Origin of the sequence: Meinhardsimonia xiamenensis, from assembly GCF_900102905.1 — a bacterium.
GTDB lineage: Bacteria > Pseudomonadota > Alphaproteobacteria > Rhodobacterales > Rhodobacteraceae > Meinhardsimonia > Meinhardsimonia xiamenensis.
In genome coordinates, this window is the sequence record NZ_FNFV01000002.1 from 280,528 (window position 1) to 300,987 (window position 20,460).

The 20,460-nt window shown below is 68.6% G+C and carries 19 protein-coding genes; 2 read left to right on the forward strand and 17 right to left on the reverse strand.

Annotated features, from left to right (window positions below):
* Window positions 1-123 precede the first annotated feature (123 nt).
* The gene (locus BLQ14_RS05265) at window positions 124-573 is read right to left on the reverse strand and encodes a DUF1178 family protein (protein ID WP_092498968.1); all 450 of its coding nucleotides are present in this window, start codon (window positions 571-573) and stop codon (window positions 124-126) included.
* 192 nt (window positions 574-765) lie between these two features.
* Between BLQ14_RS05265 and BLQ14_RS05270 the strand changes: the two genes are divergently transcribed.
* Window positions 766-2,208 (forward strand): mannose-1-phosphate guanylyltransferase/mannose-6-phosphate isomerase, encoded by a 1,443-nt coding sequence (locus BLQ14_RS05270; protein WP_092498970.1) that lies wholly within the window; start codon window positions 766-768, stop codon window positions 2,206-2,208.
* Between the two features lie 6 nt (window positions 2,209-2,214).
* Here the strand turns inward: BLQ14_RS05270 and BLQ14_RS05275 are convergent, their stop codons facing one another.
* From BLQ14_RS05275 to BLQ14_RS05300, 6 genes are all read right to left on the reverse strand, one after another.
* Window positions 2,215-3,507, reverse strand: a complete 1,293-nt coding sequence (locus BLQ14_RS05275) for a TRAP transporter large permease (RefSeq protein ID WP_092498972.1) — start codon at window positions 3,505-3,507, stop codon at window positions 2,215-2,217.
* Window positions 3,504-4,001, reverse strand: a complete 498-nt coding sequence (locus BLQ14_RS05280; protein WP_092498974.1) for a TRAP transporter small permease — start codon at window positions 3,999-4,001, stop codon at window positions 3,504-3,506. Before BLQ14_RS05280 ends, BLQ14_RS05275 begins: the two co-directional genes overlap by 4 nt.
* A 70-nt stretch (window positions 4,002-4,071) precedes the next feature.
* Window positions 4,072-5,190, reverse strand: a complete 1,119-nt coding sequence (locus tag BLQ14_RS05285; RefSeq protein WP_092498976.1) for a C4-dicarboxylate TRAP transporter substrate-binding protein — start codon at window positions 5,188-5,190, stop codon at window positions 4,072-4,074.
* A 26-nt stretch (window positions 5,191-5,216) separates the two neighbouring features.
* Entirely contained in the window at window positions 5,217-6,092 is an 876-nt protein-coding gene (locus BLQ14_RS05290; protein ID WP_092498978.1) for an amidohydrolase family protein, read from the reverse strand.
* Window positions 6,089-6,577 carry a MarR family winged helix-turn-helix transcriptional regulator gene (locus BLQ14_RS05295; RefSeq protein ID WP_092498979.1) on the reverse strand — a complete coding sequence of 163 codons (489 nt, stop codon included), beginning with the start codon at window positions 6,575-6,577 and terminating at the stop codon, window positions 6,089-6,091. Before BLQ14_RS05295 ends, BLQ14_RS05290 begins: the two co-directional genes overlap by 4 nt.
* A complete protein-coding gene (locus BLQ14_RS05300) occupies window positions 6,570-7,376 on the reverse strand; it encodes a crotonase/enoyl-CoA hydratase family protein (RefSeq protein WP_092498980.1) in 807 nt (268 codons plus the stop codon). Before BLQ14_RS05300 ends, BLQ14_RS05295 begins: the two co-directional genes overlap by 8 nt.
* Before the next feature lie 101 nt (window positions 7,377-7,477).
* On the opposite strand from BLQ14_RS05300, the gene BLQ14_RS05305 reads away from it, so the two are divergent.
* Entirely contained in the window at window positions 7,478-9,319 is a 1,842-nt protein-coding gene (locus BLQ14_RS05305) for a feruloyl-CoA synthase (RefSeq protein ID WP_092498981.1), read from the forward strand.
* Window positions 9,320-9,340: 21 nt separating this feature from the next.
* Here the strand turns inward: BLQ14_RS05305 and BLQ14_RS05310 are convergent, their stop codons facing one another.
* The 10 genes from BLQ14_RS05310 to BLQ14_RS05355 form a co-directional block, all read right to left on the reverse strand.
* The gene (locus BLQ14_RS05310) at window positions 9,341-10,900 is read right to left on the reverse strand and encodes a flotillin family protein (RefSeq protein WP_092498982.1); all 1,560 of its coding nucleotides are present in this window, start codon (window positions 10,898-10,900) and stop codon (window positions 9,341-9,343) included.
* A gap of 36 nt (window positions 10,901-10,936) precedes the next feature.
* Window positions 10,937-12,412, reverse strand: coding sequence for an aldehyde dehydrogenase family protein (locus tag BLQ14_RS05315; protein WP_092498984.1), 1,476 nt, complete (start codon window positions 12,410-12,412; stop codon window positions 10,937-10,939).
* 10 nt (window positions 12,413-12,422) lie between these two features.
* Complete coding sequence (locus tag BLQ14_RS05320) at window positions 12,423-13,688, reverse strand: ABC transporter ATP-binding protein (RefSeq protein WP_092498985.1); 1,266 nt, start codon at window positions 13,686-13,688, stop codon at window positions 12,423-12,425.
* Window positions 13,681-14,427: an ABC transporter ATP-binding protein gene (locus BLQ14_RS05325; protein WP_092498987.1), complete on the reverse strand. Its 747-nt coding sequence runs from the start codon at window positions 14,425-14,427 to the stop codon at window positions 13,681-13,683. Before BLQ14_RS05325 ends, BLQ14_RS05320 begins: the two co-directional genes overlap by 8 nt.
* Window positions 14,427-15,353 carry a branched-chain amino acid ABC transporter permease gene (locus BLQ14_RS05330; protein WP_092498989.1) on the reverse strand — a complete coding sequence of 309 codons (927 nt, stop codon included), beginning with the start codon at window positions 15,351-15,353 and terminating at the stop codon, window positions 14,427-14,429. The genes BLQ14_RS05325 and BLQ14_RS05330 overlap by 1 nt, the downstream gene beginning before the upstream one ends.
* The gene (locus BLQ14_RS05335) at window positions 15,350-16,216 is read right to left on the reverse strand and encodes a branched-chain amino acid ABC transporter permease (RefSeq protein WP_092498990.1); all 867 of its coding nucleotides are present in this window, start codon (window positions 16,214-16,216) and stop codon (window positions 15,350-15,352) included. Before BLQ14_RS05335 ends, BLQ14_RS05330 begins: the two co-directional genes overlap by 4 nt.
* A gap of 51 nt (window positions 16,217-16,267) precedes the next feature.
* Complete coding sequence (locus BLQ14_RS05340; protein WP_092498991.1) at window positions 16,268-17,470, reverse strand: amino acid ABC transporter substrate-binding protein; 1,203 nt, start codon at window positions 17,468-17,470, stop codon at window positions 16,268-16,270.
* An 80-nt stretch (window positions 17,471-17,550) separates the two neighbouring features.
* On the reverse strand, window positions 17,551-18,855 hold the full coding sequence (locus BLQ14_RS05345; protein ID WP_092498992.1) for a TRAP transporter large permease: 1,305 nt from the start codon (window positions 18,853-18,855) through the stop codon (window positions 17,551-17,553).
* A complete protein-coding gene (locus BLQ14_RS05350; RefSeq protein WP_092498993.1) occupies window positions 18,852-19,355 on the reverse strand; it encodes a TRAP transporter small permease in 504 nt (167 codons plus the stop codon). Before BLQ14_RS05350 ends, BLQ14_RS05345 begins: the two co-directional genes overlap by 4 nt.
* Window positions 19,356-19,358: 3 nt before the next feature.
* Complete coding sequence (locus BLQ14_RS05355; protein WP_092498994.1) at window positions 19,359-20,363, reverse strand: TRAP transporter substrate-binding protein; 1,005 nt, start codon at window positions 20,361-20,363, stop codon at window positions 19,359-19,361.
* Between the last annotated feature and the right edge of the window lie 97 nt (window positions 20,364-20,460).

A 20,460-nucleotide genomic window follows, 5' to 3' on the forward strand; every position in this document is an offset into this window, starting at 1 on the left:
GCGTCATGGTCCGGGGCCGGGATTGTGGCCCTTCGGGCCGCAGTTCTTCCTTGCGCTCCCCTGCGGGGAGCGCGTGCCCCCGGCGGGGGTATTTGCACCCAGGGTGAGAGGGCAGGGCAGCGCTCAGTTGGTGTTGCGCGGGCCGATGAAGGGAAGCGGCGCGATGGGTACGCCCTCCTCGAGCAGCTCGCGCGCCTCCTCCGGGGCCGCCTCGCCGTAGATCGGCCGCTCGGGCGCCTCGCCGAGATGGATGGCGCGTGCTTCGGTGGCGAAGTTGCGCCCGACATAGTCGCAGTTCTCCTCGACCTTGCGACGCAGCGCGCGGAGGAACTCCTCCACGGGATGGCGCGGCCCGGTCAGCGGCTTGCGTTCCTCGGGCACTGGGCCGTCTGCCGCAGCACGCTTGCGGGAGGGGCGGATCTGCGGCGCCATCAACGCCTTTTCCACGGCGGTGCTGCCGCAGGCCGGGCAGGCAACCATGCCCGAGGCCTTGAGCCCGTCGAAGGCATCGGCGGACTGGAACCAGCTCTCGAACTCGTGGCCGGTGTCACATTTCAGGGCGTAGCGGATCATGCTCGGCTCTGCTCTGGCGCAACTTGCCCGAACATAAGCCTGCGTGGCGAAAATTCAATTCGCGGGGCGGGCCGATTTGGGACTCGTCAAGGTGGTTGCGGGCGCGCATAGTGGCGGGCAGGTTAATGGGTGAGGCGGAGGAGTGGCTTTCCCGCCTTGCGTGTGTGAAGCGGAGCGGTGGAGCGGTCGTCGATGAGAGATGATGTAACGCGGCAGGTGCATCCGGTTCTGCTTTGCGGCGGCTCGGGGACGCGGCTTTGGCCTGTGAGCCGGGCGAGTTATCCCAAGCAGTTCGCGCGGCTTGTCGGGGAGGAGAGCCTGTTTCAGGCCGCCGCGCGCCGGCTCTCGGGGCCCGGCTTCGCGCCGCCGGTGGCGATCACCGGCGAGCCGTTCCGCTTCATCGTGGGCGAGCAGCTGGCGGAGGCCGGCGTGCGCCCCGGGGCGATCATCATCGAGCCCGCGGGGCGCAATACGGCACCCGCCGTTCTTGCCGCGGCGCTTCATGTTGCGCGCGCGGATCCGCAGGCGGTCATGCTTGTGGCGCCCTCCGATCATCTCATTCCCGATGCCGAGGCGTTCCGCGCGGCGGTGGCACGGGGCGGCGCGGCGGCGCGGGAGGGGGCGATCGTGACGTTCGGCATCCGCCCCGACCGGCCCGAGACGGGTTATGGCTATCTTGAGCTTGGCCGCGACGCCGACGCCGGCGCGCGGGGGGTGCTGCCGCTCTCGGGCTTTGTCGAGAAGCCCGATGCCGCGCGGGCGGCCGAGATGGTGGCCTCGGGGCGGTATCTGTGGAACGCCGGCATCTTCATGTTCACCGCCGAGCGCATCATCGCCGCCTTCGAGGAGCACGCACCCGAGATCGTCGCGCCGGTGCGCGCGGCGGTCGAGGGCGCGCGGGCCGATCTCGACTTTCTGCGGCTTGCCGCCGAGCCCTGGGGCGAGGTCCCCGACATCTCCATCGACTACGCGGTGATGGAGAAGGCCCGCGATCTCGCCGTGGTGCCTTACGATGGGGCGTGGTCCGATCTCGGCGGGTGGGAGGCGATCTGGCGCCACTCGTCGCCCGACGCCGAGGGCGTGGCCGCCGAGGGGCCGGTGACGGCGCTCGACTGCCGGGACGTTCTGCTCCGGTCGGAGGAGGAGGGGCCGGAGCTCGTGGGCATCGGGCTTGAGGGCATTGTTGCCGTGGCGATGCCCGATGCGGTGCTCGTGGCCGCCAAGGACCGCGCGCAGGAGGTGAAGGAGGCGGTCGAGGCGCTCAAGGAAAAGGGCGCGCGGCAGGCCACGGCCTTTGCCCGCGACTTCCGGCCCTGGGGCTGGTTCGAGACGCTGGCGCTGGGCGACCGGTTCCAGGTCAAGCGCATCGTGGTGAAGCCCGGCGGCAAGCTTTCGCTGCAGAGCCATGTGCACCGCGCCGAGCACTGGATCGTGGTGAGCGGCACGGCGCGGGTGACGGTGGGCGAGGAGGTTAAGCTCGTCACCGAGAACGAGTCGATCTACGTGCCGCTCGGGGCCGTGCACCGGCTCGAGAACCCCGGCAAGCTGCCGATGGTGCTCATCGAGGTGCAGACCGGCGCCTATCTCGGCGAGGATGACATCGTGCGCTACGAGGATGTCTACGCCCGCGAGTGAGCGCGCTCAGGCGAGCCACAGCACCAGCCCCGGCGCGACGATGATGAGGAAGGTCACGAGAAGGTCGGCGGCGAAGAAGGGGGCGACGCCCTTGAACACCTGCACCGTGGTCACGTGCCGCGAGGCGACGTTGCGGATGACGAAGACGTTGAGCCCCACGGGCGGTGTGATCATGCCGATCTCGAGGAGCTTCACCACCAGCACGCCGAACCACACGAGGCTGATGCCCTCGGCCTGAAGGATCGGCAGGAACACCGGCAGCGTCACCAGCATCGCCCCGAACGGCTCCATCACCATGCCGAGGGCGAGATAGACGAGCACGATGATGAGCATCAGCTCGGCATAGGAGATGTCGGCCGCGCCCACCTGGCGGGCCAGAAACCCCGACAGCCCGGTGAGGCCCAGAAAACGGGTGAACATCGCCGCGCCGATGCCGATGATCAGAAGCGACGTGGTGGTGGTCAGCGTCTCGAGCAGCGCATCGCGCAGCACGCGCGGCGAGAGCCGGCCCATGAGTGCGGAGATGACGATGGCCCCGCCCGCGCCGATCGCCCCCGCCTCGGTGGCTGTGAAGAAGCCCGAGAACAGCCCGCCGAAGACGATGACGACGAGCACCAGCACCGGCCAGACGCGCGCGAGTGCGGCACGCGCGGAGAGGGTTTCGCTCTCGATGGGGCGGCGCGGCACCAGATCGGGGCGTGCCCAGGCGAAGGCGAGCACGACGAGCGCGTAGCCGATGGCGGTGAGGATGCCCACCGAAATGCCGCCGAGAAAGACCCGGGTGATCGAGGTCTCAGCGAAGACGCCATAGACGATCATCAGGATCGAGGGCGGGATCAGCGCCCCGATGGTGCCGCCCGCGGCAATGGTGCCCGAGGCAAGCGAGGGGGCGTAGCCTGCGCGCACCATCTCGGGGATGGCGATGCGCCCCATGGAGGCGGCGGTGGCGAGCGACGAGCCGCAGACGGCGGCAAAGCCCGAACAGGCGAAGATCGAGGCGATGGCCAGCGCCCCCGGCACCCGGCGCAAGAGCGCCTTGGCGGCATCGAAGAGTCCGCCGGTGAGCTGGGCGTGATAGGCGACGAAGCCCATCAGCAGGAACATCGGCACCGCGCTCAGCGTCCAGTTGGCGGCAAAGCTGTAGGGGGTGTTGGAGAGGATCCCGAGCGCGGGCTTGAGCCCGAGCAGCGCGGCGATGCCGCCGAAGGAGACGGTCATCAGCGACAGCGCCACCGGCACCCGCAGGATGAGCAGGATGAGAAGCGCGGCGATGCCCCAGAAGCCGGTCTCGACGCTCATGGCAGCGACCGCCCGGAAAGAAGCGCAAGAATGCGCTGAGCGACGACGAGCGCGGCGAGGAAGAAGCCCGCCGCGGGCAGGAAGAAGGTCGGCCAGACGATGACGCGGCGGCCCAGCACATCAACGAAGGCGCCGACGTTCCATTGCTTCAGCGCGTGCTCAGAGCTGACCCAGGCCAGCGTCAGGTAGATGGCAAGGGTGAGCGCTGCGACCGCCAGCTCGGAGAGGCGCTTGAGCCCCGGCGACAGCGCCGCGTCGATGAGCTCGACCCGGACCATGCCGCCGCGCCGCTCCACCCAGGCGAGCGGCAGGAAGGCCATCGCGACCATGTAGTAGCGCGAGACGATCTCGTTGGTGGCCGGAATCGGGCGCGCCAAGAGATTGCGCAGCGCGACATCTGCCGCGACATGCACAAGCAGCGCCACGACCCCCAGCGCCCCGACGAGCGCGAGCGCCTGGGCAAGCCGTTCGGCGGCGCGGTCGAGCCGGTCCATGCCTTCTCCTCCCCTGGCTCCTCCTTCGGCGGCAAGGGCCGGCGCGCTGCGGGCGCCGGCCCCCACCGGTTCACATGCCGTAGCTGGCGAGGTCCACCTTGCTCCAGACCTCTTCCCATACCTTCTGCGTCATCGCATCGCGGTCGCGGCCGGTCTCTTCGGAGATCTTCTCCCACTTCTCCACGAGCGCGACGAACTCGGCCACGCGCTCCTCGGCATCCTCCATGCCGAAGCGCTCCTTGGCGATGCGGGCCGCGGTCTTGCGATCCTCGATGGCGAAGGCGCGGGCGGCCTCGACCAGCGCGGGATCGGGCTCGTGGAAGGTGATGCCGGCATCGCGCGCCGCCTTTTCGGCGATGGCGGGGAAGTCGTAGCCCCAGCGCCAGGTGAAGTCGAAATTGGCGCGGTTGGCCGCGCGCAGGAGCGCGGCGCGTTCATCCACGCTCAGCTCGCTCCAGGTGCCCTTGGCGACGCAGAAGTTGCAGGTGGAGAAGTAGGTGCCGAGCGGCACGGGCGTGACGTGCTTGACAAGCTCCACCAGGCGGAAGGCGAGCAGATCGCCGATCGAGGCCATGGTGCCGTCAATGGTGCCCTGGCTCATCGACTCGAAGGTCTCGAGCACGCTGATCGCGACGGGCACGGCGCCGAAATGCTCTGCCCAGCGCGAGTAGGGTGCCCCGCCCGAGCGCAGGCGCACGCCCTTGAGGTCATCGGCGGTGACCACCGGCTCCTTGGTCAGAAGCCGGTAGGGGTCGGACGAGCCCGAGCCCAGATAGACCATGCCGAAGTCCGAAAGCTCCTTCTGGCAGCTCTCGCAGTTGACGGTGTATTCGGTCAGCGCTGCGGCCACGGCGTAGGGGTCGCGCGCCGAGAGCGACAGCTCGCCGGCGAGCGCGAAGTTGGGCAGTTCGGCCGGGAAGTAGAGCGGCAGGAGGTTGCCCACGTCGATGAGACCCGTTTGCAGCGCGTCCTTCATCTGGCCGAGGCTGACCACCTCGGGGCCAAGGAAGATCGCGGTCAGGGCGCCGCCCGACTCCTCGGGCAGGTATTTCGCCAGTCCGTTGTAGAGATGGCTCGTCGCCGGATGCGGCGGCGGCGCGCCCGAGGCGATGCGCAGCTCGCGCGCGTCAGCCCCCGCGGAGACGGCAATCCCGGCAGCGAGAAGAAGTGAAAGCGAAAGTTTCGACATGACGTGTCCTCCCTGGTTTCATGTCGTCAGATCTTCAGAAGCCGCCGTGCGTTCTCCTTCAGGATCAGCGGCTTGACCTCGTCTCGGATGCCGATCGTCTCGAAGTCGGCAAGCCAGCGGTCAGGCGTGATCGCCGGCCAGTCGGAGCCGAAGAGCATCTTCTTCTTGAGGATCGTGTTGGCGTATTTGACAAAGAGCGGCGGAAAATACTTCGGCGACCAGCCCGACATGTCGATGTAGACATTGGGCTTGTGCTGGGCGACGGCGAGGCCCTCCTCCGTCCACGGAAAGGAGGGATGCGCCAGCACGATGGGCATGTCGGGAAAGTCCACCGCCACATCGTCGATGTGGATGGGGTTGGAGTATTTCAGCCGCATCCCCATGCCGCCGCGAAGCCCCGAGCCCACCCCCGTCTGCCCGGTGTGGAAGAGCGCGATCGCCCCTTCCTCGGCGATCGCCTCGTAAAGCACATAAGCCGAGCGGTCGTTGGGGAAGAAACCCTGCATGGTGGGGTGGAACTTGAAGCCCTTCACCCCGAAGTCGCGCACGAGCCGGCGCACCTCGCGCGCGCCCATCCTGCCCTTGGCCGGGTCGATCGAGGCGAAGGGGATGAGAATGTCGGAATTCTCGGCCGCGATCCGCGCCACCTCCTCGTTGGAATAGCGGCGGAAGCCCGTCTCGCGCTCGGCATCGACGGGAAAGATCACGGCGCCGATCCGCCGCTCGCGGAAATAGGCGGCGGTCTGTTCCACCGTCGGCAGCATGCCTTCCGCGCCGGCCGGGTTCTTGAAATAGGCCGCCATGCCTGCCTGAAACTCGTTGTAGCCGTCGTCGCGGGCGGGGTTGCAGGGCTCCTCGGCGTGGGTGTGAAAGTCGATGGCAACAAGCTCGTCGGCATTCATGGTTGCGCCTCCCGGCCGTCGGACTGGCTGTCGATTTCGAGATATTTCCGCAAGAGCCGCTTGAGCTCCTGCTCCTCGCGCGGGGTGAGCCCGCGGTGGCTCACCGCATCGAGGCGGGCAAAGATCGGCTGCGCCTGCGCCACCCGCGCGCGGCCCTTGGGCGTGAGGCGCAGCTCAACGCCGCGCCGGTCCGCCTCGGGCACGGATTTTTCCACCAGCCCGTCGGCTTCCATCGCCGCGATCATCTTGGCCATGTGCGCGCGCTTGATCATCAGCCGCCGCGCGAGAACCCCCTGCCGGATCCCCGGATTCTCACCGATGAGCATCAGGACGGAGATCTCGCCTGGCCGAATGCCGGTGCCGTCGAAGGCGGCATAGAAGTCGGAGAAGTTGGTCAGCTGCGCGAGGCGCAACAGAAAGCCGAGCGAATTGGCGAGCGCGCCAAGCCGCACCTCGTCATGCGTGGCGGCGGCGGTCTCATGCATTGCCGCCGCCTCCCGCTGGTGCCTCGACCTTTCCGGCGCGCTTCTCGAGGAAGGCGCGCAGCCGCTCCTCCGCCTCGGGTGTGGCCGAGGCGAGGGCGGACATGATCGATTCGGTGAATAGCCCGTCCTCGCTGCTCATGTCCTGGATGCGGGGCAGGGCGTTGAGAATGGCGTAGTTCGACATCGGCGCGTTCTGCGCCGTGCGCTCCGCGAGCTTCAGCGCCATCTCGAAGGCCTCGCCCTCGGGGGCGATGTAGCTCACCCCGCCCCAGCGCTCCATCTCCGCGGCCGGGACGGTGCGGCCGGTCAGCATCATGTCGGCCATGCGCGCCGCCCCGATCAGCCGGGCGATTCGCACCGAGCCGCCGCCGCCTACGAAGATGCCGCGCGAGCCCTCAGGCAAGGCGAAATAGGCGCCGGGGTCGGCGACGCGGATGTGGGTGGAGGCGGCAAGTTCGAAGCCGCCGCCCACCACCGCGCCCTGCAGGGAGGCAACCCAAGGGATGCACCCCCGCTGGATACGGTCGAAGACGCGATGCCATGTGCGGGAGTTCTCCACCGCCTCGATCAGCGTCTTCTCCACATGCTCGGCCAGATCAAGCCCGGCCGAGAAATGCGGCCCCGCGCCACAGATCACCGCCGCCTTCGCCTCCGCCGTGGCGCGGCTCACCGCCTCGTCGAGCGCGGCAACCACCCTGTCGCTGATGGCGTTGCGCTTCTCGGGGCGGTTGAGGGTCACGACGGCCACCGCCCCCCTCAGCTCATAGGTGACGAGCGGTGCTTCGGCGCTGGCGTCCATCGAACCCTTTCCCTGGCATCAGGCGACTGGAATTTTGTTTCCAAGTAGACAAAATAGAGGGGCAATGTCAAGATTCGTCGGTGTCACGGAAGGAGGAGGCGATGGCGTTCGATCGCAGCAAGGTCAGGTTCTGGACGCCCAGCGTGCGCCATGAGCGGCGGGGTGACGGGAGCCTCGTGATCTGGCAGGAGGAGCCCCTGGGCCCTTACCCCGTGACCATGACCGACCGCTTCATGGAATGGGCCGCGCGCGACCCCGACCGGCCCTGGATGGTGGAGCGCGATGACACCGGCGAATGGGTCGCCACGAGCTATGGCGAGGGCGCGGCGCGCATCCGCGCCATCGCCACGGCGCTTCTGGCCGAGGGCGTGTCGGTCGAGCGCCCGCTCCTGATCCTCTCGGGCAACTCCACGAAGCACGCGCTGATGGCGCTGGGCGCCCAGCACGCCGGCGCGGCCTCGGCGGCGATCGCGCCGGCCTATGCGCTTTCGGGCGGCGAATACGCCAAGCTGCGCGATGTGGTCGGCCAGCTGACGCCCGGCATGGTGTTTGTCGAAAAGGCCGACCCTTTCCGCCCCGCCATCGAGGCGGTGATCGGCGAGGATGTGCCGGTGGTCACCGCAGAGGGCGAGGTGCCCGGGCGGCGCAACCTCTCCTTCGAAGCCCTCTGCGCCACCGCCCCGACGCCGGAGATGGACGCCGCCCATGCCGCGCTGACCGGAGATGACATTGCCAAGTTCCTCTTCACCTCCGGCACCACCGGCGCGCCCAAGGCGGTGATCCAGACCCACCGCATGCTGTGTGCGAACCAGCAGATGGTGCGCCAGTGCTACGTCTTTCTCGAGGACATCCCGCCCGTGGTGGTGGACTGGGCGCCGTGGAACCACACCGCCTCGGGCAACAAGGTCTTCAACATGGTGATCTACAACGGCGGCACCTTCTACATCGACGACGGCCGGCCGGCGCCCGGGGCGATGGAGCGCTCGATTCGCAACCTCCGCGAGGTGGCGCCGACATGGTATTTCAACGTGCCGCTCGGCTATCAGATGCTCGCCGATGCGCTCGAGGCCGACGAGGGGCTCAGGCGGCATTTCTTCTCGCGGCTGGCAATGATGATGTATGCGGGTGCCGGCATGAGCCAGCCGGTGTGGGACCGGATCACGCGGCTCGCCGACGAGACGGTGCCGGGTGGCGTTCTCCTGGCCACGGGCTTCGGCTCCACCGAGACGGGGCCTTTTGCGCTGATGTGCATGGAGCGGCAGGAGCGACCCGGCAATGTCGGCATCCCCGCCCACGGCGTGACCTTCAAGCTCGCGCCCGAGGCCGGCAAGCTCGAGGGGCGGGTGAAGAGCCCCTCGGTCACGCCCGGCTACTGGCGCGACCCCGAACTCACCCGCGCCGCCTTCGACGAGGAGGGCTTCTACCGCTTCGGCGACGCCTTCCGCCTGGCCGACCCGGAGGATCCGGCCAAGGGCGTGTATTTCGACGGGCGGCTTGCCGAGAACTTCAAGCTTGCCTCGGGCACCTGGGTGGCGGTGGGTGCGCTGAGGTCGGGGCTTGTCGATGACTTGGGCGGCATCGCCTCTGACGCGGTGATTGCCGGGGAGGGGCGGGAGGAGCTTGCCGCGCTGATCGTGCCGAACCTCGCCGCGCTCCGGGCCATCGCGGGCGATGCCACGCTTGAGGGAGAGGCGCTCATCAACCACCCCAAGGTGCGGGCGGTGGCGGCCGAGCGGCTCGCCGCCCATGCCGCGCGCGCCACGGGCTCGGCCAGCCGGGTGATGCGCATCATGTTCCTTGCCGAGCCGCTTTCCTTCGATGCCGGCGAGGTCACCGACAAGGGTTCGGTCAACCAGCGCGCGGTGCTCAGAAACCGTGCCGATCTCGTCGAGCGGCTCTATTCGGACGATCCGGCGGTGATCAGGGTGGCGCCGGCGGGCTGACGCCACCCTCTCCGGGGGCGCTCAGCCCTTCTTCGCCTCTCCGGCGGAGCCGCCGGTGCCCTCGAGGTTGAGCCCGATCGACTCGCCGATCTTCTTCAGCGCGGGCATGGCCACGGCCATTTCGAGCATCGAGTCGACCACCTGATTGATGGGGCCGGCCGGCGCGGGCTCGCCCGCCCCTCGGCCAAGGCCGGTGATGTGGTTGATCGAGATACCCTCGATCTTCTCGGCCGGCTTGACCGCCTCGGCGATGATCTTCGGCATCGCCTCAAGGCGCGCGCGCTCGAGCTCGGCGGCAAGCGTCGCCTCTGACTTGAGGTTAAGCGCCTTGATCCGCGCGGCCTCCGCCTCGGTCTCGGCCGCGGCGTAGATGCGCAGCGTCTCGGCCTCCTCGCGGCGGATCACCCCGCGCGCCTTGGCCACCACCTTGTCCTTTTCCGCGGCGATGCGGGCGCGGGTGGCTTCGGCCTCGGCCTCCTGCTCGGCGGCGACAAGGGCGACGCGCCGGCGCCGCTCGGCCTCGGCCATCTGCTTGAGGGTCTCGAGCGCCTGCTCGGCGGTGACGACGGCGGCGCGCGCCGATGTCGCCTCGGCCTGGGCGCGGCTCGTCTCCTGGCTCTTGGCGGCATTCAGGATCAGCCGCTCCTGCTCGGCGATCTCGAGCGCGCGCGCCTGGGCGATCTCGGCCTCGCGGATCGCCTGTTCGCGGGCGATGCTCGCGGCCTGGATCTCCTGCTCCATGCGGATACGCGCCTCCGCCGCCTCGCGCTCGGCCTCGGCCTTGCGGCGGGCGACCTCGGCGAGTTGCTCGGCCAGGAGAAGCTCGATTTCGCGGGTCTGCGCGATCTCGGCGCGGCGTTCCTCGAGCTCGATCTCGAGCTTGCGGCGCGCGGCCTCCATCTCCGCCCGGCGCACGCTGACGGCACTTTCGGCCTCGATCTCGGCGCGCTCCTTCTTCGAGCGCGCGATCACCTCGGCAAGCTTGCGCATGCCGACGGCGTTGAAGGCGTTGTTCTCGTCGAGCGCCGAGAAGGGCGTCTGGTCGAGCGCGGTCAGCGACACGCTGTCAAGCTGCAGCCCGTACCGCCCGAGCACGTCCTTGAGCGCCTCGCGCACCTCGCGGACGAACTCGGCGCGGTTCTCGTGCAGCTCGTCCATGGTCATCTGCGCGGCCACCGAGCGCAGCGCATCCACCATCATCCCGTCGATCAACTGGGTGAGCTGATCGGGCTGAAAGGTGCGCCGCCCGAGCGTCTGTGCGGCGCGCGAGATCGCCTCGGGCTCGGGGATCACCGAGGCGTAGAACTCAGCGCCCACGTCGATGCGCATGCGATCGCGGGTGATGAGCGCATTCTCGCCCGCGCGGGTCACGTGCATGCGGATGGTCTGCATGTTCACCCGGGTGATCTCGTGAAAGAAGGGCAGCGCCAGCGTGCCCCCGTCGATCACCACCTTGCGCCCGCCGAGCCCTGTCTTGACGAGGCTGACCTCGTTGGTGGCGCGCTCGTAGAACCATGCCGCCAGCACCACCAGCACCGCGGCGATGACGAGCAGAAGAATGATCCAGCCCAGTGCGGTCATCTTCGCCTCTCCTCCCTGAATTCCCTGCCCGCCGCCTCAGAACTGCGGCGGGAAGTGCCGACCGCCCCGGTCGAGCGTGATCCACCGCAGCTCGGTGAAGGCATCGAGCGACCAGCGCCCGCCGTAACGGCCCACGCCCGAGGCCTTCACCCCGCCGAAGGGCACATGCGGCTCGTCGTTGATGTTCTGGCAGTTGACGTGAACCATGCCCGTCTCGAGCTGGCCGGCGATACGCAGCGCCCGCGCCTCGTCGCGCGTCCAGATCGCCGCGGTCAGCCCGTACTCGGTGTCGTTGTTCAGCGCGATGGCCTCCTCCTCGGTGCGGAAGGGGCAGACGATGACCACCGGGCCGAAGGTCTCCTCGTGCCAGATGTCCATGGTGGAGTTCACATTGGTCAGCACGGTGGGCTCGACGAAGTTGTCCCACGCCTTGCCGCCGAGCTCGATGCGCGCGCCCTTGGCCACCGCGTCATCGATGAGACGCTTCACGCGCTGGGCCTGGCGGGCGTTGACGAGCGGGCCGATGACGTTTTCCTTGTCGGCGGTGTGGCCCGTCTTCAGCCGCGCGGCGCGGGCGAGGAACTTCTTCATGAACTCGTCATAGACCGACTCCTGCACCAGCAGCTTCTCGGTGGACATGCACACCTGCCCCTGATGCATGAAGCTGCCGAAGTTGGCCGCGCGCGCCGCCGCGTCGAGATCGGCATCCTCGAAGACGATCATCGAGTCCTTGCCGCCAAGCTCCACGCAGGCCTTCTTGAGGTAGGCGCCCGCCTTGGCGGCGATGTGCCGGCCGACGGCGGTGGAGCCGGTGAAGCTGATCGCCTTCACATAGGGGTGCTCGATCATCTCGTCGCCCACCTCGGCGACGCTCTCGCGTGAGCAGGTGACGACGTTGAAGACACCGGCGGGAATGCCGGCCTCCTCGAGGATCTCGGCAAAGTAGAGGCCGCCGGCGTAGGGCGTGTCCTCGGAGGGCTTGAGCACGACGGTGTTGCCCACGGCCAGCGCGGCGGCAAAGCCGCGCGAGGTGAGGATGCCGGGCATGTTCCAGGGGCTGATGACGCTGACCACGCCGAGCGGCCAGCGCGTTGCCATCGACAGCTTGCCATGCTCGGAGGGCAGCAGCTCGCCGGTGGAGTGGTAGCACAGCGCCGCGGCGGCGCGGAACACCCCGGCGACATATCCCGCCTCGAACACCCCCTTGCCGTACCAGCCCCCGCCCTCGGCGACGGCGGCGGCAACGAAGTCGGGCGCGCGCCGCTCCCACACCTCGGCGACCTTCAGAAGCGCTTTCGCCCGCTCGGTGAAGGGCAGGGCGGACCAGGCCGGAAAGGCGGCCTGGGCGGCCTCGATGGCGCGGGCCATGTCCTCGCGGCTGGCATCGGGGATGCGGGCGTAGAGCGAATTGTCGGAGGGGTTGAGGTCATCGAAGGTGCGCGCAGCCGGCACCCAGCGGCCTCCGATGTACATGCCCCGGATGGTGGGGGCGGCGGTGGTGGCGTCAAGCATGGTTGCCTCCTCAGGATTTGCGCCCGAAGCCGGGGCGATACGCCTCGGCCCGACGGGCGGCTTGCTCGATCTCGGCGAGGGCGGCGCGCAGGCGATCGGCGCCGCTGGCGGAGAGATCGGGCATCGGTGTCGGGGTCAGTGTGGGCGCCGAAGGCCGCGGCGCGGGCGCGGCAGGCCGGCTCGGCCCGTTGCGGGGGCTCGTGCTCGCCGCGCTCTTGCGCTCGGCGCGTGCAACGAGCTCGGCGATGGAGAGGCCGAGCATCTCGTCTGCTTTCGAGCGGCGCGCGGCCGGGGGCGCGGGGGCGGTCGAGGGGCACGGCGGCAGTTGCGGGGCCGGCGCGGGCGCCGGCCGCGGCGGGGGAGCCTGCACCGGTGTCGCCGCCGCTGGTGCTGGTTTCGGCGGCGGCGGGGAAGTGACCTTCGCAAGCGCCGCCGCCGCGATTTCCGGGGGGCTGGGGCCGGCCGGCCTGCGCGGCGGGGCGGCGGGCGCGGCCAGTGGGCTGGCGGGAGCCGGAGCCGGGGGCGCGCTTGCCGGTGCGCGCGGTGGCGCGGCGGGTGCCGCCCTGCCGCCCGAGCCGAGATAGGCACGCTGCACGGCCGGGTCGCGCGCCAGCGCCTCGGCGCTGTCGTGGTGCACGATGTGGCCGTTCTCCAGCAGGTAGCCGCGATCGGCGATGGCGAGGCTCTGGCGGGCGTTCTGCTCGACAAGGAGAATGCCGATGCCGCTGTCGCGCACGGCCTTGAGGCTCTGGAACAGTTCCTTGCACAGGATCGGCGAGAGCCCCAGCGAGGGCTCGTCGAGCATCAGGATGCGCGGATGCGACATCATCGCCCGCCCGATCGCCACCATCTGCTGCTCGCCGCCCGACATTGTGCGCACCACCTGCCGGCGCCGCTCCCTGAGCTTGGGAAAGAGCGCATAGACGCGCTCGAGATTGCCCGCCGCCTCGTCGCGGGCATGGGCGGTGTGGGCGCCGAGGGCCAGGTTCTCCTGCACCGTCAGCTGCGGGAAGATCCCCCGCCCCTCGGGCACCAGCGCGATGCCCTGGGCGACGATCTCGTGCGGCTCCATGCCGGTGATGTCGATCCCGTCCATGAGGATCTCGCCCGAAACCCGACCCTCGCAGATGCCGGCGATCGCCTTCAGAAGCGTCGACTTGCCCGCCCCGTTGGCGCCGAGGATCACAACGATCTCGCCTGCATCGAGGCCGGCCGAGACCTCCTCGAGCGCCCGGTGCTGGCCATAGGAGACGCTGAGCGCGCGGACCTTAAGCATCCTCCTCCCCCAGATAGGCCCGGATCACCTCCGGGTCGGAAAGCACCTCGTCGGGCGTCCCTTCTGCGATCTTGGCGCCCGCGGCCATCACCACGCAAGCGTCGCAGAGCGAGCGGATCGCATCCATCACATGCTCCACGAGAAGAATCGTGCGCCCCTCGTCGCGCAGCCGCCGCACCAGCGCGATGCCCTCCCCGAGCTCGGTGGGGTTGAGGCCGGCAAGCCATTCGTCGAGCAAAAGCACCCGCGGCTCGGAGGCCAGCGCGCGCGCCAGCTCGACCCGCTTGGTGTCGATGTAGGTGAGCTGGCTCACCCGCATCGCCAGCTTGCCCGCAAGCCCGACCTTCTCGGCCATCTGGGTGGCGAAGGCATCGGCCTCATGCCCCCAGCGCCGGCGATGGCCGAAGACGGCGCCGGCGCGGATGTTCTCGAGCACCGTCATCGAGGGCAGCACCCGCACGAGCTGAAAGGTGCGCGCCACCCCCCGCCGGGCGATGGCATGGGCGCGCAGATGGGTGATCGGCGCCCCGCGCAGAAGGATGCTGCCGGCGCTGGGCCTGAGCGCGCCGGAGATGAGGTTGAGCGTGGTGGACTTGCCCGAGCCGTTGGGGCCGATCAGCCCCATGACCTGATGCTCCATCACGTCGAAGTCGAGATTGTTCACCGCCACGAGCCCGCCGAAGCGCTTGGTCGCGCCCCTCAGCGACAGCACCGGGGTGGAGGAGGAAGGCACCGCCATCACCACCCCCCTCCGCCGAGGCGCCGGCGCGCATCCTCGAGAAGCCCCACGAAGCCCCGTGGCAGCAGATAGACGATGACGAGGAAGGCAACTCCGAGGAGCAGCGTCGTCTGATTGGGGAAGGAGGCCGAGATTGCCTCCCACAGAAGGGTGAAGGGAATGACGCCCACCACCGCGCCCCACAGCCGCCCGGTGCCGCCCAGAAGCGCCATGATGACGACCTGGAACGAGAGCATCGGCGTGAAGGCGAGCGAGGGTTCGATGTAGATGTAGCGCGGCGCGAGCATCGCCCCGGCCACGGCGGCCACCGCGCCCGGCACCATGAACAGAACGATCTTGGCAAGCGCGGTGTCGATGCCGACGTGACGCGCGACCTCCTCGTCATCGCCGATGATGCGCAGTGCAAAGCCGAGCCGCGAGCGCGCGATCAGCCAGCCGGCGAGATAGACGAGCGCCGCGAGCCCCAGAAGCTGCCAGTAGATGTGCTTCTCGGTCAGGTCGGTCAGCACGTAAAGGCCCTTCTGGCCGGTCAGGTTCTGCACCCAGGTGATGATCTGGCGCACGAATTCGGCAAGGCCGAGCGTGAAGATCACGAAGTAGACGCCCGAAAGCCTGAGCGTGGCAAAGCCCACGAGGGCGGCCATCACCGCACCCAGCGCGGCGGCGATGGGCAGGAGCGTCCAGTAGGGCAGAAGCTCGATGCCGATGGCGGTGGTGTAGGTGCCCACGCCGAAGAAGGCGGCGGTGGCAAGCGAGATGTAGTGCGTGGGCCCCGAGAACAGCGCCCAGCTCGTTGCCAGCACCGTATACATGGCGATGGTGACGCCCATGGTCAGCCAGTAGCTGCTGCCCAGCGCCGGCAGCGCCGCGGCAGCCGCGAGGGCAAGGGTGGAGAGGATGAGGGCGCGGAGTTCCTGTCCGGTCATGTCGTCCTCTGCCCGAAGAGACCCTGCGGACGGAAGAGCAGGATCAGGATGAACAGAAGATAGGCCGCGGCCAGGGTCAGGCCCGGGTCGATGAGGGCGGCGACGAAGGTTTCCATCACGCCCAGGAGCAGCGCGGCGACGATGGTGCCGCGCACGTCGCCCACCCCGCCCATGATGACGATGATGAGCGCCTTGAGGGTGAAGACAACGCCGGTGGAGGCGTCGAGGGTCAGAAAGCTCGAGATCAGCGCGCCGCCCGCGGCCGTGACCGCGCCGCCAAGCGCGAAGGCAATCGCGGCAAGGCGGGGCACGTCGATGCCCACGAGTCGCGCGCTTTCGGGCGCGACCGCAATGGCGCGGATCGACATGCCCGCGCGCGAGCGTTCGAGCCAGAGGTAGAGGGCGCCGCAGATCACCACCGCGGCGAGGAAGGCGACCATGCGGTTGAGCGCGTAGGTGTCGCCCAGAAAACTGACCGGGCGCGCGAGGTAGGAATAGCTGAAATAGTCGCCGCCGAAGGCCATCAGCATCAGCCCCACCGCAACGAAGCTGAGGCCGAAGGTGGCAAGGATCGAGTCCACCTCAAGCTGGCCGCGCGACTTCGCCCGCCGCACGAGCGGCAAGAGCATCACCCGGTAGATCAGCCAGTTGAGCGCAAAGGCGAGCGGCGCAACCAGAAACACCGTCAGAAGCGGGCTCACCTGTCCGGCGTTGTAGAGCCAGAAGGCGGCGAAGCCCCCCGCCACCAGCATTTCGCCATTGGCGAGGTTCATGATCCGCGCCATGCCGTATTGCAGGTTGAGCCCCATGGCGATGAGCGCGTAGGTGCCGCCCAGCAGCAGCCCCGTGATCAGGATGTCCATGCCTCTCCTCCCCGAAGGCAGCGGCCCCTTGCGGAGCCGCCACCGGCCGGATCACTTCCAGCCTTCCTTCAGCCGCACCGGCACCGCGCCCTCGCGGCCGGTGGAGCGCACGCCCTTGAACACGCCGCCCTGCCACTGGCCGACGGTCCAGTAGGCGGGGTTGGAGTTGTTCTCGTCGAAGCGGATCTTGCCGATCACGGTGTCGAACTCGTTCTCGTGGATGTATTTCGCCACCGCCGCGCGGTCGGTGGAGCCCACCGCCTCGATCGCCTGCTCGAGGATCTGGAAGCTCGAATAGACCATCGCCGAGGCCCAGTAGTCGGGCTTGGCGCCGGTGACCGCCTCGTGGCGCGCGGCATATTCCTTGAACCGCTCGCCATCGGCATGCACGCCGCCGGCACCCAGAACGCCCTCGGCGGCCTTGCCGAACTTCGCCCCGAAGGCAGGGAAGGCGGTGCCCACCGCGGTGTAATAGACCTTTACCGGAAGATCCTCGATCATCGCCTGTTCGGTCAGCCCGAAGGTGTCGGGCGGATAGGACCAGGCGAGGAAGGCATCCGGCCCTGCGGCCTTGGCGCCCTTGACTATCGGCGAGAGATCCTGCGTGCCGAGCGGATAGGAGCTGTCATAGACGAGCTCGTAGCCCGCCTCCTTCAGAAGCGGGCGGGCCACCTCGGCCATCTCGATGCCGAAGGCGTCGGCGACATTGACCATCGCCACCTTGTTGCCGATCCGGCCGGCATCGCGCAGCTCGTTGAGGATGTCCACCACCGATCCGACAAGCCCCTGTGCGCCGCCGAGGGTGAAGAACATGTCGGGGAACTTCGCGGCCAGCTCCTCGGTCTGATCGGTGATCGCGGTGTGGGTGACCATCGGATAGCCGAAGCGGTCGAAGAGCGGCGCCGCGGCGATGTTGAAGCCGGTGCCGTAGGGGGCGAGGATGAAGTCGGCGCCATCCTGCGTGGCCAGACGCTGCACCGCCTTGATGGTCTCGCCGGGGTTGGTCTGGTCGTCGTATTCGATGATCTCCACAGGCCGCATCTCGCCGCCGACATTGATGCCGCCGCGCGCGTTCACGTCATGCGCCCAGAGCTTGACGTTGGGCCAGAAGGTGACGGCCGCGCCGCCGGCGAGCGGCCCGGTCTTCGGGCCGACCGCGCCGATCTTCAGGGGCTCGGCGGCCTGCGCCGAGGCAAGGCTCAGCCCGAGCGCGGCCGCGGCCAGCATGCCCTTTGCCAGAGTTCTGCGTCTCATCTGTTTTCCTCCCTTTTCTGGCGGCTTGTCTCCCGGCGTCCCGTCGCCCCGCCGAGGCGACGGGCCCGGCCCCTGCTGCGCTAGTCGAACATCGAATTTGGCAGCACGAGGGAGATTTGCGGAAAGGCAATGAGGATGGCCAGCGCGACCAGCATCATCGCCCAGAAGGGCAGGACGCCCCGGAAAATCTGGCCAAGCGGGACATCCGGTGCCACCGACTTGACGATGAAGACGTTTATGCCAACCGGCGGCGAGATGAGGCCCATCTCCAGCGTCAGAACCACGAGTACCCCGAACCAGATCGGGTCGATGCCGAGTGCGGTGACGATCGGGAAAAAGATTGGCAATGTCAACACAAGCATCGCGAAGCCCTCAAGGAAGCAGCCGAGCACCAGATAGAGGGCGAGGATCATCACCAGCGTGCCGGTCACGCCGAGCCCGAGCCCCTCGATGAAGCTGCCGACGATGGTGGAGACATGGGCCAGCGCGAGGAACGGGCTGATCATGTGCGCGCCGATCAGGATGAGCATCACCGTTGCCGTGGTCGCCACGGAATCCTTCGAGGCGCTCCACAGCTGCGCGAGCGTCAGGTTGCCGCTCAGCGCGCCCAGAGCAATCACCAGCCCCGCTCCGACCGCGGCAGCCTCGACAGGCGAGAAAAGCCCGGCATAGATGCCGCCGATGGACACCAGGATCACGCCAAGGATCGGCACCGCCCCGGCAAGCGCCCGCAGCTTCGCGCCGAGCGGCCGGCGCTCCCCCGCCGGCCCCATCTCGGGGCGCCACCAGCAGATCAGGCTGATCGCGGTCACGAACAGCGCCAGCAGCAGCAGACCCGGCAGGATGCCGGCGATGAACAACCGGCCGATCGACTGTTCGGTCAGGATGGCGTAGATGACAAAGCCGGTGGAGGGCGGAATGAGGATGCCCAGCGTGCCGCCCGCCGCCACCACCCCGGTTGAGAGCCGCGGATCATAGTTGAAGCGCTGCATTTCAGCCAGCGCCACCTTGCCCATGGTCAGCGCCGAGGCCACGGAGGAGCCCGACAGCGCGGCAAAGCCCCCGCATCCGATCACCGTGGCCGAGGCCAGCCCCCCGCGCACATGGCCGATCGCCGCATAGGCCGCGTCGTAGAGCCTCCGGCTCATTCCCGAGGCAGAGGCCACATTGCCCATGAGAATGAAGAGCGGGATCACCACGAGCTCGGGAGATGTGCCGAGCGTGAAGGCCTCGGATGCCAGGAGGCTCATGGCCGAGGGCAGCCCGTTGAGAATGGCGATGCCGAAGAAACCGACGAGGAACATGGCAAACGCCACCGGCACCCGCAGCGCCAGGAGCACCAGCAGGATGAGAAGTCCCGACAGGCCGATGCCGCCCTCGTTCATCTGCCCGGCTCCCTCGCGGCGCTCGGCCGCACGGCAGCTTCGAACGCCCTGAGCAGCATCGCCAGCGCGGTGACGAGCGCGAGGGCGCAGAGCGCCCACTGAAACCATGCCTTGGGCAGGTTCAGAAGATTGGTGGAGAGGTTCAGCATCACCGACAGCTTCGCGCTCTCATAGACCGCCCATGCGAGCGTGACGAAGATCGCCGCGCCGAGCAGGGCGGAGAGGACGTCGATCGCGCGATTGAGGGCCGCGGGCAGGCGCGGCTCGAGAAGGTCCACGGCGATGTGGCCGCCGCGGCGGTCGCACAGCGCCATGGCCCCGAAGACGACGAACACCATGGTCATGGTGATGATGTCCTGCGAGCCATAGAGCGGATGGCCGAAGGCCCGGCCAACCACATCGACAATCACCACGGCGACCTCGACCATCAGGCCGAGGGCGCCGAGGCCCGCGCAAAGCTCGATGAGGCCGTCCGCGGCCCGCCTTATCGCGCGGTACACGCCTTATTCGCCCCGCATCGCCGCGAGAGCCGCCTCGCCGCCGACGCTCTTGACGTAGGCTTCGACCACGCCCCGAACCGCCTCGGCGAAGGGCGCTGCCTCCTCCGGCGTGAGATCGACGACCGTGTTGCGCGCGTCCGCCCGCGCGGCGTCAAGCGCGGCGTCCGCGGCGGCATACCAGGCATCCTCGGCGCTCTTCGAGAGCGGAATCCCCGCCACGGCATCGATGGCGGCGCGATGTTCGGCCGGCAGGCTCTCGTATTTCGCCAGGTTCATGACCGTGTAAAAGGCGATGCGCCCCAGCGGCGCGCCGGTGGTGATGGCGTCTGCAACCTCGTCGAGCTTGAAGTCGGTGAGGGTGGAGGCGCCGGTGATCACTCCGTCGATCAGCCCGGTCTGCAGCGCGTTGTAGACCTGATTGATCGGCATCTGCACCGGCGTGGCGCCGAGCGCCTCGGCCACCTCCGCGGCGGTGGCGCCTGCGACGCGCACCTTCAGCCCGGCGAGATCGGCCGGTGTGCGGATGACCTTGTTGCGCATGATGAAGATGTTGGGCTCCGACGTCCACAAAGCCAGCGGCTTGGTGGCGGGGAACTCGTCCTTCAGATGCGGATCATACGCGGCCCAGAGCGCCTCATAGCCGGGTTTCTCGGGTGGAATCGCCCCCGGAAGCTCGGCGATCATCGTCTTGCGGAACTGCGAGGAGGTGTAGCCCGGCAGCCCCCAGACGATGTCGGCCACACCCTGAACCGCGCGCACATACTGCTCCACGGGGCCCGAGCCGAGCTCGCCGCCATGGTAGCCCCGCACGCGAAGCTCTCCGCCGGTGCGGGCGCTGAGCTCGGAATCGAGCTTCTCGATCACGCTCTTGTTGATGGTGTGGAAGGGCGGGGTGAAGTTGGCAAACTTGAGCTCCTCGGCAAACACCGGCAGCGCCGTCACGGCGGCCATGGCGAAGCCTGCGAGCGTTCCCGCCAAAGCCCCTGCGAATTCACGTGCGATCTTCATCTTCCTCCTCCTGTTGTCTTTTTTCGGGCCGGCTCGCTCCCGGCCGGTCGCGGGGACGATAGCGCGATCGTCCCCGCCGCGGTCATCAATTTCAGGC